Source organism: Hahella sp. NS-SX17 (assembly GCF_057367735.1).
Genome location: NZ_CM170632.1, coordinates 6263286 through 6276421, shown reverse-complemented (window position 1 = coordinate 6276421; position 13136 = coordinate 6263286). Strand labels below are relative to the sequence as shown.

The following is a 13136-nucleotide window of genomic DNA, read 5'->3' as shown; positions in this document are numbered from 1 at the left end:
GAGGGGCGTCAGGCGCTCGCGCGCACCAGCAGGCCGCGCGCTTTCAGTTGCGCTATCGCAGCGGCTTTTTGTTCGGGGGTAATGTCGGAAGGCCAGATCAGCGCATCGCTTGCGACCACCGCGTGACGGGCGATAAACAGCGCGTCATGTCGCTCCGCGCTGGTGGCGTCGATGCTCACGGCCAGAACGCCGACGGCCGTATCGCCGCCCTCGGCGTTTGGCGTCAGCGCCTTCAGTCGTCCCTCCGCATCCAGGGAAACAACGGCTCCCAGCGTCAGCTTTTGTCCGACCGCGACGCTGGCCACATCGCGGGAATAGAGATTGGGGGCTTCGAATTTGAGCAGATCCCCTAGATTGTTGGTTTCGTGAATGGCGGGCATTGACTACGCTTCTCCCGCCAAACGCTTGACCGCAGCGACAACCGGGCTGTTCTCGGGGCGCAGCTGCGTCCCGGTTTCCGCTGTAATGCGCGATGCGATTTCAGGCTGCTCCGCCCGCGCGCTCAGCAAGACCTGCCGGACCTGCGCCTCACTGCTGCCCGCGGCGAGAAACTCAGCGGTGCGTTGGGGAACGCCAGCAATCAAACAAAGCTCGGCAATGGCCTGCGCCTGCGCGTAAGGCGGCGCCTGCACCGGCGACGAAGCCGGCTCGATAGACGCTTCCACGACAGGATCGTCAACGTGAGTGGGTAAGGTTTCTGGGGGGACTTCAGACACAATAAGCTCCTTGGACGAGCGGGGGTAAGCGTGCGCGTTGCGACGTTCACGAGGCGCGAGTGCGCCTTGACGTCGTAGCGCATCGGTGAATTCAGAGAGGGTTTGATCAAAGCTTGAGACGGCGTCCGCCAGTCCCAACGACACGGCTTCTTCGCCAAAGAACAGGCGCGCTTTCGTATTGCGCACGTTGTCCTCGCTCAGGTTGCGCATCTGGGCGACCTGGCTGACGAATATCCGGTACAGACGATCCACTTCCGCCTGGAGAGAACTGGCGGCTTCCGGCGATAACGGGGCATGGGGAGACAGATCGTTTTTATGCTCGCCGGCGTACAGCGCCGTGTACGCTAATCCGTCGCGGGCGTCTTTCGCTGACTGGTCTACGTGCAGCGCGATCACGCCCACCGAGCCCACGCCTGCGGTCTGCGACAAGCTGAGCCGACCCGCGCTTGCGGCGATGGCGTAGGCGGCGGAGAAGGCGGAGTCATTGGCGTGCGCCCAGACCGGCTTGCGGGCGTTCGCCGTGCGGATGCGTTCAGCCAGCTCAAAGACCCCGCCGGCCTCACCGCCCGGCGAATCAATGTCGAGTAAAATACCCGCCACCTGTGGGTCGGCCACGGCGGCATCCAGGCTTTGCGCGATCTGGCCATAGGAAGACAGACCAGACGCCGCTTCAAGGCCCAGCGTGCGCCGCACCAGCGAGCCATGCACGGGGATAACCGCAATGCCGGGCGCGCTGTCTTTGCGCGCTCGCGGCGCCGGCGGCGTGAGACTCACGCCCGGGTTGGCCAGTCCTATGCGACCACCCACCACCGCCAGGATCACATCCAGTTTGCAGCGGGCGATCAGTAGCGGCGTCCCGATCAGGCGGGACGCTAAATGAATCATGGGCATATGTGTTTTAGTCTTCTGAGGAATCGGAAGGGGCGGCGTCGGGCGCTGTAGCGGATGGTCTGGGATCGGAGTCGAACGTCAGACCGAGTTCGTCTGCGCGCGCGTTATCCGCGGCAATTTCTCTGTCGATGGTTTCCGCGTCATAACCGAACGCGGAGATGGCTTCAGAGCGGGACAGCAACCCGGCGCGAATGGCCACGATCAGCGCATCGAATTCTTTCTTGGGATCGACCCACTGCCATCCCTGGGGCACCCATTTGACGGCGAGATAGTCACGCCGACGGTTGGCGAAATCGGGCGTCTGCAAAGCGCCTTCCAGCACCGCTTGAGTCATCCATGCGCGCCAGATGGGGCGGCAGAGCTGATGGACAATGACGCCGTGCTGGATCGCTTCGCAGCGACGTCGAAATTCCAGCAGGCCGGCGCGGATCGAGGAGTAATTTACCTGGGTCAAATCGCCAGTGAGCATCTCGTAGGTGATGCCCATCGCTGCGGCGACGGCGCGAAACTGTTGACGCATGAAGTCCGCGTAACTGGCGCCGACGTCCGCCGGTTGCGAGAACTTGATGTCCTCGCCTGGCTCGAGAATCTGCAACGCCCCGGGCTCCAGTCCCGCCAGCGCAGCTCCCTGTCCGTCCGGCGCGCCTTCGCCCATGAGGTTGTCCTCTGGGCCGATGCGTGTGATGAAACCGGCGAACATCGCCGCCGTTTTCTTGCGCACCAGCTCGGCGTCGTCGTATTGATCCAGCTCGTTGAGCTTGACCAGGGCCCGGGCCAGCCAGGGTTCGCCGCGGATCTGACCCGGTCGCAGCGGCCGGAACACATGTAGGATTTCGGCGGCGGGAACCCGCACTGTTTCCAAGTCCGTCGCGCCGGACGCCGGGGCGAGCAGACCGTCTCCCGGATGCGTGCGAAAAAGGTGATAGGCGACGCGCCGTCCCAGGCGATCGAACTCGATGCCGGCGCGCAGGGTATGGCCGTTGGGCAGGTCCTGATTCAGTGTCGGGTCCAGATGCTCCGGCTCCAACACCTGCAGTTGCAGTCCAACCGGCAGATCGTCTTCTGGACGGCGGTAACGCAGCCGCACCAGACACTCGCCGCCCTCCAGCATGGCGCGACACACCAACGCCTGCAGGCCATAGAAATCCGTCAGTCCGGCGGCGTCGGCGTCTTCGCACCAGTCGCGCCACAGCTCATGAATGGCTTCCCGCAAACGGGGATCTTTGACCAGGGACTGGGGTTTGACGCCGACGCCGATGGCATTGGCGACGTAGGCTTCGACGCCCGCTGCGGCCCAGACATTGCGGCGGGCCAGATCCCGGCTTTTGGCGCGCAGCTCATTCTGGGTGAACGCCAACGCCGCCACCGCACCGGGATTGCCCACTTGCCAGGCGAGCGCCCGACGGCCGCCGCCGACGCCGTCATAGGTCGGCGCGGTCTGTCCGAACAACCCTTTGCGCAGACGCGCGAACCAGGCCATCAGGCGCCTTTGCCCGTCGTCATATAAATCCGTCTTACCCGCGGCGTATGTTCGCGACGAGAAATCTCCGCCTCCACGGTGCGTATCGCCGCCTGCAGCTCGGCCACCGAGCGGTACTCCACCGTTTTGTCGCCGAAGCTCACCCGGCGCTCGCCAGTGGCCAACGCCCGCTTCAAAACATCAAGTTGCTCTTGGGTATACATGGGTCTCTTATCGTGTCAGCCACGCGCTCTGAATGCGGCGTCGACTTGGGGATCGGGATTTAGAAACGACAAGGCCGCCTTCGAGGGCGGCCTTGTCGTCATAACGTGCAATAGGAGGTTCTGGCGTATCAGGCGGACGCAGTGTTTTTTCGAGCTCCCGCCAATGGCGTTCTTCAAATCGATCCAACCCCGCCGCACAAGCCGCGGCGCGGGCGTATACATAGCAGTCCAACGCTTCATTGCGCTCACGCATCTTGCGCCATTCGCGCACCGGAAAACCGTTGCGGTCCCGACGCGTCACCAGCTGCTCCGCACAGAGCTGCTGCAGGAATTCGGCGTCGACCCGGGGTAAGTGAATGTAGCCGGCCGGATAGACGGGAGTGACCCCATCCTCCGCCATGTCCGCGCGTTTGCGCAGGTTGTTGTATAACTCCAGTTTGGCGATGCCCACCGCCACCGAGAACAGTTTGACACCCCGACGCAATTTGCGACCGCCTTGGGTGACGTCTACCGCCGTGGGCGATCCGACCAACGCCGCGCCACGCGCTCGTCCTTTGACGGCCATAAGGCGTGGATCGCGACGGGCGCGCACGAACGCATAGGCTTCCTGTGTGGCGAAGCCGGTATCCAATGCAAATCGAGTCAGGGGGATTGGCGCGCCATCCTCATGGCTCCAGGTTTCATCAAGTAACGCCGCCAAACGTCCCCAGACATCCTCGCGCGCGGTATCGCCCATCAGTACGCGATGCTCAACCAGCCACGCTGTCTTGCCGCGACCAAAGGCCCATATCGACACTTCGATGCGATCCTGTTGTACGTCCGCGCCTCCCACCAGCAAGAGACCGCCGGCGGGTACGCAGCCGACTGGATAATCCTCACGTCGCTCAGCCAGCTGTTGCCAATCCGGCGTTTCGCCTTCCTCCACCCAGGTCTCGCCGAGCTCCGTATTTTTAAAGGTCTTGATCGCGGCGTTGGAGCCTGACTCTTTGTTGACGGCGCTCTCCCAGGCGTAGGCGATATCCGCCCAGGTGCGCCAGCCTATCGGGCTGTACAGGGAAGATAAGTGAAAGCCTGCGGTCTTGGTTCCGCGCCCGGGCGCCATCGCTCGCCACTCGCCGCGCTCCAGCATCCAGGTTTTGTGGTGCTCGGCGATGGGGACGGCGCAGGCTTCGCACACGTAGGCGGCGGTGTCGGGACGGCCACGCTCCCACCGCAACTGCTCAAAGCGCAGCCACTGCGGGTGGCTGCAATGTGGACAAGGCACGACATATCGGCGTTGGTCGGACGCCTCGTATTCGCGCTCTATCGCGCTGGCGCCAGCAATAGTCGGCGTGGACACAATGAAGATCTTGCGGCGGGAGAAGGTGCGCGTGCGCGCTTCCGCCAGGGTGATGGCGTCGCCTTCGCCCTCCACATCCACCGGGTAGGCGTCCACCTCATCCAGAAATAAGTATCGCACTGGCATGGAGCGCAGCCCCACCGCGGAGTTGGCGCCGGTCATGACCAATACGCCGCCGCGATACTCCTTCGACAAGATGGTGTTGCCAGAGTCTCTTGATCTCGCGGGGGCGACCAATTCAGTCAGCGCCGGCGTCTCTTCCAGCAAGGGATCTATCCGCTGCTTGGAGCTCCGCTTCGCCATATCCACGGTAGGCCAGACCGCCATCATGGGACCGGGGGAATGATGAATAACGTAACCGATCCAGTTAGTGCCGGCCTCAGTGCCGCCGACCTGTGCGCCCTTCATAAACACGACCCGTTCAACTGGTGAGGTCGGAGAGAGACAATCCATGATCTCTCGCAGGTAGGGCGTGCGCTGGGTGCGCCAGCGCCCGGGTTCGGCGGAGGCTTTGCTGGACAGGACCCGGTGGTAATCGGCCCACTCCGACAGGGAGAGCAATCGCTCTGGGGTCAGTCCCTCACGCCACGCCCGTTCGATATCCGCCGCCCCGTCATAATCCGGGCCCGAAATCATCCATCCACTCGGGGACGCAGCTCGCCAAGTTCTTGCAAATGCTCGCGCACCGCCGATTCCAGCGCCACGTGGAAAGTGTGCGGATCAACGCCAAGATGGGCCGCCATATGGGGGGACACTCGCGAGGGCCAGTTCAGCCAGGCGTCGCGTTCGGTGCGCGCCAACTGAAACACATGGGCGATCGCCTGCGAGCGATCCACCAATTCTCCTTTAAGCCGCGCCAGGCGCACCTTGTTCGTCTGCGCCTTGACCACCTCATTGACAGTGCGCGCCTGCAGAAGGGAGGCATTGCCGTTGCCAGCTATGTCTTCAGGCGTTCGCGCTTTGACGACGCCTCGGCGCGATCCGACCTTGGGCGATTCGGTATTGCGCTCCCACTCCCGATCCGCCCGTTCCTGATCCAGCGTTCCGTCCTGCTCGGGGGTAATGCGTCCTGTCTGAATCGCCTTACGAACGGCGGTATCGGAGACGCCTCGATGACGCGCATAGGCGCGAATGGAAATTCCCATGAGGAGTATTAATCACATCGGGAAATAGCACTGAATACACATGGCTTGCATCTATTGCTTTTCGGGATGCGTTGTGTCGCCACTAAGAAAAATAGGTGTAAGGTGCGGAGCGTCACTGCGCCGATGTGAATAGTCATCGTTTTGAAGACCAAGCTTTATCTTTGAATTAGAAAAACTTGCCATCTTGTACTTGGCGAAACGGTTTGCTGTCTTGAAATTGGTAAGCCCGGATTTCTTATGAAGTTCCCGATGAGCTGGCTGTGATACGATTTTCAGGTGGAATTTCAACGTAAACATTTGAAATATTAGCGTATCAGCTGCTCTTTGTTCATACATCGTGAGAAATACAGGCTAGTACCAATAAATCATCAAAAGCTTTTGACTAGGCTGGCGAATATCAGCCACAGGTTTTCAATTAGCATTTCGCTAAATAGATACTTAATGTCCAACCGTCTGGTAGATTAAAGTCCGCCCTTTGGACCCTGGCGCCAAAGAAAGAATCAGTCGCCCTCCTTGCTTCGTCGCTAATGATGAACAATAGAGCTAATGGTCTGCTTTGTTGCCTTGTTCGAAGCCTGAGCTTGTCAATGTCGTCTTGGAAGTTTCGGTAGAATCTGTTGCCATCTCGTTGTGTGGCGCTGTCTGCAGAGGCAAATAGCGATTCACATTTTAGCTCTATCAGGAAAACTCTTTGTTGGTTTACATCTGTAATTTTAATGTCGACCGCTTGCCCCGTATTTTCATATGTGTGAACTTCCCTCTCAACATTTACCATACCGTCGCCTGGTAATGTTTGAAACACATTTGCCAGCTCCACCTGAGCCCAGCCTTCCCACCCACCTTTTTGCATGAAATTTCTAACAATTTCCTCTCCTTTGGTTTGAGCCCAGCCTTGTGCCCAGCCAAAAATTTGCTTTTCTGTAATTTGAGGCATCTCGATTTCCCCTTGATAAAGTTATCCATAATAAGTAAGACGCAATATCGAAACTGCACAATTATTGGATGTGCGGATAAAGTATAAATGCCGTCAGAAAAGTTTTTGGAATACGCATACAAGTGTTAACCCTTATTTCTCATAAAGCTCCCGACGAGCCAGGACAGTAGCCTGGACTGGAGGCCAAGCTCAAAACAGAACCAGTTGAGTATCCTTATGCGAACCTCCATGCCGCTGCGTGCGCAACACAGATCCAAAAAGAGGATTCGTTAGTAACTAAGCACAAAGCATAGTTTATCCCCGTCATTCGATTAAAAGTTCTCGCTAAAGGCACCTTATGGGCCGCACAAACGCTAATGCGCATTCCCATGAGCTGTATCAACCACATCGAAAAAATAACGCTGAATCCACTTGGCTTCCTGCTCGAATGAAGCGTTCATGTCGGCGTCTTAACCCACCCGCCAAGGAGCTTTTTATGAGTCACACATTGACGCCCACACAACACGCTGTTTTGTCCCACGCTATCGATCACTGCGAGGGTCGCGTCGACTGGTTTCCAGGCCACATTAAAGGCGGCGCGCGCAAGAAAGTGCTGATCGGCCTGATGCAGCGAAACCTGATCCACGCCGAGGGAGAAACATGGCATGTCGATGACGCCGCCTACGAGGCGCTGGGACGCGCTAAACCGAGTAGGGGAGGGGACAGCCTCGAAGCGACCCTGGACACCAACGAGGTTGAGCCACAGCGCCAGCCACCCCGCCTCCGCGCTAACAGTAAGCAGGCCCTTGTCATCCATATGCTGAAGCGCCCGGAAGGGGCCACCATCGATCAGCTCAGCCAAGCCACCGGTTGGCAAAATCACACGGTGCGCGGAACCCTCTCTGGGGCGCTGAAAAAGAAGCTGGGACTCAACGTGATCTCAGAGAAATCCGCAGACGGTGAGCGCATCTACCGCATCGCCAAAACCGATCACCCATAACGCTCTAAATCACTTGCTAAGCCGGCGCTATGAAGCGTTCATAGCGCCACACGAACCACCCCAAAGGAGCGAAAAAATGGGCACCTGGAGCCAACCCAACACCGAAGAAAAAGCCGCCAAACTGGAACGCCTGATGGCCAAGCCGCTGCTGAAGAAAGACGCCAGCGACACGCTTTACCACCTCACCGGTGACGACGACCTTTTTGACTTTTTCGAAGAGTTTGAGGAGGACGCAGATGTCCGCCTCCTGGTGCGCTTTCACCTTGAGCGGGCGCTGGACAACCTGCACCTCTCCTACGTGACCTGGGACGAGGCGGCCATCGCCATCTGCAAGCGCATCATCGACGCCTGATCCAAGCATTTACCCGGCGGCTCAACACAGCCGCCTTACCCCAAAAAGGAGAAGCCCTAATGGAAACCATCCACCAACCACACACCGAAGAAAAAGCCCTAGCTCTGACGCGTCTGATGTCGGAACCGCTCCCCAAGCGCGACGCGATCACCAAGCTGCATGGGTTGCTGATAGATGAGCGTCTTGCCCGCTACCTGGGTAAACTTGAGGAAGACGAAGACGCCCGGTTATTGATTCGGTTTCATCTCCTCGGCCTGCTATCAGACGCTAGCCGCCTTATCGCCCCCTGGGAGGACATCGCCTTAAAGCTGTGTTGGCGGCTGATTGATCGCCCCTCCTGAACGCCTACAGCCGGCCTCGTCGCCGGCTTTTTTCGTTCGCCGTCCCTGACGCAAAAAACTCGCTTATCCCTCCAGATTCAACTTGGCTTTCCGCTCACATGAAGCGTTACTAGGGGCGTCAACATTAACGACGCAACACAAGGAGAAAGACAGTGAAAACCATGACCCTCACCATCACCCGAACCCCTCGCACCCTCATCGTTGGCGGCATCAGCATTGAGGTGGAGGAGCTGGGCGTCCGTCTGCCCTTCGCCAGGAAGCCGGTCGATCTGAGCGAGGTCGGCGGTTACGGACAACACAGGATCTACGTTACCGAAACCCGGGAAATGACGACGATTGAGTTTGACGTGTTCACCAACCACCTCAGCGCACGTCGGGATTGGCTGCGCGGCAAAGGGGGAAGCGTTCATGGCGGTGAGCTTTGCATCGAAGTCACCGCCCCGGGCCGCCCCTACCTCTACATCAACCCCGATCATGGAGATTACCCTCGCTACGTCGCCAGACTTGGGTAGCGATTTATCCAAACGGAAGCCGAGGATTAACTTGGCTTCCCGCTCATATGAAGCGTTACTAGGGACGCAACAAACTGACCCAAAGGAAATCAAAGATGGAACGCTCAACACCCATACCCACCACCCAAAACGTCGCCTGGGGCTTCTTCGGAACGATGAATGAGGAGGCCAATGTCGCTTGGCCTCTGGCCATGACAGCCATTTCGAACGCGACGGGGCAGCCGCTTGAATCCATCCGCAACTTTTTGGATAGCCGCTACGGAAGACGCTTTGCAGATGAGCTTCGAGGCAATCAACTAACAGGGCTTCCCCTTGAGGCCGCCATTGATGCAACCACCCAAAGCTGGATGAAACGCACCATCGGACGAATCACCAGCGTACAGCGCGGCATCCCTTACGGGTTGCCTGAGCTGGTCGGGTATGTCATTCATTGCGAGGTGGTTGAGGCCTGATCATCAAAGGCCGTCCCAGCACTCTTGCGGACGGCTTTTTCTCCTGTCCAATCCTGCCAACGGCGCACGATCACATCCACGTATTTGGGAGCGGGCTCAAACAGGTGCGCTTTGCGCCCAGGTCTTTCCAGCGCAGTCAATATAAAGCCAAGATTGCCAAGAGGTAACTGTAGCTTAGCTTCAGTTGACTTGTAACAAAATATTACAAATAAAACTAGAGGATTTTTCTCCCTAAATAGCGCTTCTATAGCTGCGTTTTTACCTAAAATATTCTTATGCATATTGATGGCGCTAAAAAGTTATCTTACATAAAAAGGAATGAAAAATGCCTGACGTTGGCCTGCTAGACATGTTTGATTTCGATGGATTCGGGGATGCTGATGAAGAGATTGCACCGACCTCTTCAAAAGATAATATTTATCACAGCTTTTTCTATGACCTTTTTACTTTTGGTTTAAAGGACGGAATCACTAGAATAGATACTTGCCTTATAAACTCTGGAGGGAATCAATACACTTCCTCATCCCCTTTGAAGTTGATATATTTACGAGCAGTATTTCAAGGGTTTAACAACAATACGGTTGCCTTGAAAAAGGTAAACAAAGACGACGAAGGTGCAGTTCCTGTCTGTTACTTACCGTTTGCTCTAGGCGGAATAAGTATGGCTAGTGTGGAACAATTAAATGCCTCCGGCGCTTCTTACTTTTACACCGACAAACTTGATGGTTGCCGTATAACCTATGCAAATGGTCTCACTCTAAGAGATACATCAATCTTACATGTTTCTGGCGGAAGTGGTGTAACTTCTGAAGGGAGGGACCGTCATGAAGATACGTTCTTAAGTGAAAATCAAAAAAAATATATAAAAAAGAGAAGATTCTCTGTTAGCGACTATGGTCATAGTGGATATGTTTTTGGTAAAAAAGATGCCTGGAGTAACACCTGGATATTTAGGCAAATAAAACTTCAAAAAAATGACATAATGGATAGTTCTTATAAAGAAATTGTTCACTTGTAAAGGTGGATGTGCTTTATATTAAAGTAGAGATGGTTTACTAATTTTTATTTACTACCTATATGCTGGATATCATCAAAAGCCACTCCGTCGTTGGTACGAGAGGCTTTTGCTCCTGTCCAATCCTGCCAGCGGCGCACGATCACATCCACGTACTTGGGATCAAGCTCGATCAGACGCGCGACGCGTCCGGACTTTTCCGCTGCGATCAATGTGGTGCCTGAACCGCCAAATGGGTCAAGCACCATATCTCCCGGTCGGCTGGAATTGCGGATGGCGCGCTCCACCAGTTCCACCGGCTTCATGGTGGGATGCAGGTCGTTTTTCGCCGGCTTTTTAATGTGCCATACGTCGCCTTGATCGCGATCGCCACACCAGTGTCGGCGTGCGCCTTCCGGCCAGCCGTACAGTATCGGCTCGTATTGGCGCTGGTAGTCTGAACGTCCCAGCGTGAAGGTGTTCTTGGCCCAGATGATGAACGTCGACCATTTGCCTCCCGCTTCCCGAAACGCCGCCTGCAGGGTGTCCAGCTCGCTGGAGGACATAGCGATGTATATCGCGCCCCGACAATGTGCAAGGGTTGGGCTCAACGCCGCCAACAAGAAGTCGTAAAAGCCGTCGCCGAGATTGTCGTTTAAGATCGCGCGATTCTTGCCGCGCAGCTTGTCTTTGGCGCTGTTCGCGTAATTCACGTTATAGGGAGGATCGGTAAACACCATATCCGCCTGCTTCCCATCGCTGAATAATTCGGCGTACGCATCCGGTGAGGTGGCGTCGCCACAGAGGACGCGATGTTCGCCACACAACCAGACGTCGCCGGATTGGGAGACTACGGCCTCTTCCTCTTCGGGAACCGAGTCGTCGTCAGTTTGACCCACTACCTCGGTTTCCTCCGCCTCCAGCAACGCCGCCAGATCGTCCGCGTCGAATCCGGTCAGGTCCAGGTCGAAACCGTCTTCCTGCAGCGCCTCCAGTTCAACACGCAGTAATTGCTCGTCCCAGCCCGCCTTTAAGGCCAGCTGATTGTCCGCGAGGATATAAGCGCGTTTCTGCGTCGGCGACAAATGCGCGAGCTCGATGATCGGTACGTCCACCATTCCTAGTTTTCTCGCCGCCAGCAAGCGCCCGTGGCCGGCGACAACGCCGTTCTCTCCGTCGACCAGGATAGGGTTGGTCCAGCCAAATTCCGCGATACTGGCGGCGATCTGCGCCACCTGTTCCTCGGAGTGCGTACGCGCGTTTCGGCAATACGGAATGAGCGCTTCCACTGACCGGTATTGAACAATCAATGGCGGATAGCTTGGGGCGCCAACCGCGGACAAAGAATTCAGATTCTGGGCCTCAAAAAAGAACCCGCCGGCGAATCGCTTCACGGGCGGGTAAAGGGAAGTACGTTGGAATCGGACCTGCGAACCGCAAACCCTGCAAACCTCGTTTTTAGCGCTGACGCTAAACAAACGCGGCGCTCACGCCCCCCGCTTCGACTCATGGCCAGGAAGGACCCATCGGGAGCCCAAAAGGCGCCCAGATAGGCCAAATAATCGCCTGGCGGCTGCCATAGCGGGGAGGTGCGCTCGTGTCACGAGGTAGCGCAAATATTACCAAAAAAACCGGCGGATGTTACGCCCCCGAATTTGCGTCAAACCCGCACCAGTACTACGTTTTCCGCAGGAGTTGTTTATAACTAATTAAAACTAATCCTTTCCTCGGGATCGTTAAGTCGAACAGCCACAGCAGACAACGCTGCCTTCCAGCGACGCCATCCCGTGGTGCGGTCCATACCGAAGTGCGCGCAGACTTCTTTCCAGGGACAGCCATCCGCCCGCATCCACACCAGGTGACGTTGATCCTCGGTCAACCATTTCACCCAACGGAAGGTCTCCAGCATGCGATCAATCGCGGCCGGATCGGCCGGCAATCGCTTCACCACAGGCTCCGCTCCCATGTTCTCCCAGGGCTTGCGTAGAATAGCTGGCCAGCTGTTAGCGTATCCCTGCACCCGGACAGGGGGCAGCCGTTGCGCTGTGATAGCCGCGTCGGTGAAACGGTCAGCCACGTGCTCTAATGTCCATTCAGTCATGCTTAGGTTCCCCTGCGCCGTAGAGGCGCTCTCCAATCCGACACAATAGCTCGCTCTCTATCCAGTTCAACCGGTCATCGTCAGGCGAGATCACCAGGATGCGTTGACTGCGCCACCCCTCGCGTTTGATCTTCTCGGGATCGGGTCCCTGATCAGGCTGATATTTCCCCAAGGGGCTGCGGTAAATGGGTTTAGGCGTTTTCATATTCCGTCTCCTGTGTGTCCTGCACCCACAGCATGATAGCCAGGGCATCCGCCTCGTTATCATCCGAGGGGTTGAATCCCCGTTTCCGTACAGCCGCTATCACATCCTCCTTGCTGGCGTTGCCTTTACCGCTGACGTGACGCTTGATGGTCCCCACAGGCACGCCTTGGTAAGGGATCTCATGGTGCTCGCACCACGCCGTTAGCGTCGCCAGAAAGCCGCCATAGGCATGCGCGGAATCCGTGGAGACATGCCGGCGAACCTCTTCGAAATACAGCGCGTCAATGCCGTCCAGATTCGCTTTCAGCTCGGTCAGCCAACGTTTGAATCTCAAAAAGCGCATACCGCCGCCATCAAAGCGCTGGGGTTTAAAGTTCATCACGCCACTGACGATGGCGCGATCCTTTCCTTTCGCCGCCCATCCGGTGCGTGTTCCCAGATCCAGCGCCAATACTGATAAGGTCATTTCCATCTCCGTTTGAGAGAGTGGTG

General features: G+C 57.1%; 18 protein-coding genes. 6 read left to right on the top strand and 12 right to left on the bottom strand.

The genetic code is table 11. The features are described from left to right. Positions 1–8: 8 nt before the first annotated feature. The 7 genes from AC2IBB_RS28035 to AC2IBB_RS28005 form a co-directional block, all read right to left on the bottom strand. Positions 9–380 carry a head decoration protein gene (locus AC2IBB_RS28035; protein WP_486329978.1) on the bottom strand — a complete coding sequence of 124 codons (372 nt, stop codon included), beginning with the start codon at positions 378–380 and terminating at the stop codon, positions 9–11. A 3-nt stretch (positions 381–383) separates the two neighbouring features. Further along, positions 384–1607 (bottom strand): S49 family peptidase, encoded by a 1224-nt coding sequence (locus AC2IBB_RS28030; RefSeq protein WP_486329977.1) that lies wholly within the window; start codon positions 1605–1607, stop codon positions 384–386. A gap of 7 nt (positions 1608–1614) precedes the next feature. Further along, positions 1615–3087, bottom strand: coding sequence for a phage portal protein (locus tag AC2IBB_RS28025; protein ID WP_486329976.1), 1473 nt, complete (start codon positions 3085–3087; stop codon positions 1615–1617). Continuing rightward, on the bottom strand, positions 3087–3290 hold the full coding sequence (locus AC2IBB_RS28020) for a phage head-tail joining protein (protein WP_486329975.1): 204 nt from the start codon (positions 3288–3290) through the stop codon (positions 3087–3089). Before AC2IBB_RS28020 ends, AC2IBB_RS28025 begins: the two co-directional genes overlap by 1 nt. A gap of 7 nt (positions 3291–3297) precedes the next feature. Continuing rightward, positions 3298–5265 carry a phage terminase large subunit family protein gene (locus AC2IBB_RS28015; protein ID WP_486329974.1) on the bottom strand — a complete coding sequence of 656 codons (1968 nt, stop codon included), beginning with the start codon at positions 5263–5265 and terminating at the stop codon, positions 3298–3300. After that, the gene (locus tag AC2IBB_RS28010) at positions 5262–5774 is read right to left on the bottom strand and encodes an elements of external origin (protein WP_486329973.1); all 513 of its coding nucleotides are present in this window, start codon (positions 5772–5774) and stop codon (positions 5262–5264) included. The genes AC2IBB_RS28015 and AC2IBB_RS28010 overlap by 4 nt, the downstream gene beginning before the upstream one ends. A 415-nt stretch (positions 5775–6189) precedes the next feature. Next, positions 6190–6708, bottom strand: coding sequence for a hypothetical protein (locus AC2IBB_RS28005; protein ID WP_486329972.1), 519 nt, complete (start codon positions 6706–6708; stop codon positions 6190–6192). Positions 6709–7183: 475 nt separating this feature from the next. On the opposite strand from AC2IBB_RS28005, the gene AC2IBB_RS28000 reads away from it, so the two are divergent. From AC2IBB_RS28000 to AC2IBB_RS27980, 5 genes are all read left to right on the top strand, one after another. Further along, positions 7184–7687, top strand: a complete 504-nt coding sequence (locus tag AC2IBB_RS28000; protein WP_486329971.1) for a DUF3489 domain-containing protein — start codon at positions 7184–7186, stop codon at positions 7685–7687. Positions 7688–7763: 76 nt separating this feature from the next. Then, a complete protein-coding gene (locus AC2IBB_RS27995) occupies positions 7764–8039 on the top strand; it encodes a hypothetical protein (RefSeq protein ID WP_305903245.1) in 276 nt (91 codons plus the stop codon). A 59-nt stretch (positions 8040–8098) separates the two neighbouring features. Continuing rightward, positions 8099–8380 (top strand): hypothetical protein, encoded by a 282-nt coding sequence (locus AC2IBB_RS27990; protein ID WP_305903246.1) that lies wholly within the window; start codon positions 8099–8101, stop codon positions 8378–8380. Positions 8381–8541: 161 nt separating this feature from the next. Further along, on the top strand, positions 8542–8892 hold the full coding sequence (locus tag AC2IBB_RS27985) for a hypothetical protein (RefSeq protein ID WP_253938803.1): 351 nt from the start codon (positions 8542–8544) through the stop codon (positions 8890–8892). A 95-nt stretch (positions 8893–8987) separates the two neighbouring features. Further along, a complete protein-coding gene (locus AC2IBB_RS27980) occupies positions 8988–9344 on the top strand; it encodes a hypothetical protein (protein WP_486329970.1) in 357 nt (118 codons plus the stop codon). Here the strand turns inward: AC2IBB_RS27980 and AC2IBB_RS27975 are convergent. Beyond that, positions 9320–9625, bottom strand: coding sequence for a hypothetical protein (locus AC2IBB_RS27975; protein WP_486329969.1), 306 nt, complete (start codon positions 9623–9625; stop codon positions 9320–9322). The two genes, AC2IBB_RS27980 and AC2IBB_RS27975, sit on opposite strands and share 25 nt — an antisense overlap. A gap of 44 nt (positions 9626–9669) precedes the next feature. Between AC2IBB_RS27975 and AC2IBB_RS27970 the strand changes: the two genes are divergently transcribed. Then, the gene (locus AC2IBB_RS27970; protein ID WP_486329968.1) at positions 9670–10362 is read left to right on the top strand and encodes a hypothetical protein; all 693 of its coding nucleotides are present in this window, start codon (positions 9670–9672) and stop codon (positions 10360–10362) included. Between the two features lie 44 nt (positions 10363–10406). On the opposite strand, the gene AC2IBB_RS27965 is transcribed toward AC2IBB_RS27970, so the two are convergent. The 4 genes from AC2IBB_RS27965 to AC2IBB_RS27950 all read right to left on the bottom strand — a co-directional run bounded on the left by AC2IBB_RS27965 (position 10407) and on the right by AC2IBB_RS27950 (position 13110). Further along, on the bottom strand, positions 10407–11681 hold the full coding sequence (locus AC2IBB_RS27965; protein WP_486329967.1) for a site-specific DNA-methyltransferase: 1275 nt from the start codon (positions 11679–11681) through the stop codon (positions 10407–10409). A 362-nt stretch (positions 11682–12043) separates the two neighbouring features. Continuing rightward, positions 12044–12439 carry a DUF6362 family protein gene (locus AC2IBB_RS27960; protein ID WP_486329966.1) on the bottom strand — a complete coding sequence of 132 codons (396 nt, stop codon included), beginning with the start codon at positions 12437–12439 and terminating at the stop codon, positions 12044–12046. Continuing rightward, on the bottom strand, positions 12432–12644 hold the full coding sequence (locus AC2IBB_RS27955; protein ID WP_216740572.1) for a hypothetical protein: 213 nt from the start codon (positions 12642–12644) through the stop codon (positions 12432–12434). The genes AC2IBB_RS27960 and AC2IBB_RS27955 overlap by 8 nt, the downstream gene beginning before the upstream one ends. Continuing rightward, positions 12631–13110 (bottom strand): crossover junction endodeoxyribonuclease RuvC, encoded by a 480-nt coding sequence (locus AC2IBB_RS27950; RefSeq protein ID WP_486329965.1) that lies wholly within the window; start codon positions 13108–13110, stop codon positions 12631–12633. Before AC2IBB_RS27950 ends, AC2IBB_RS27955 begins: the two co-directional genes overlap by 14 nt. Positions 13111–13136 lie beyond the last annotated feature (26 nt).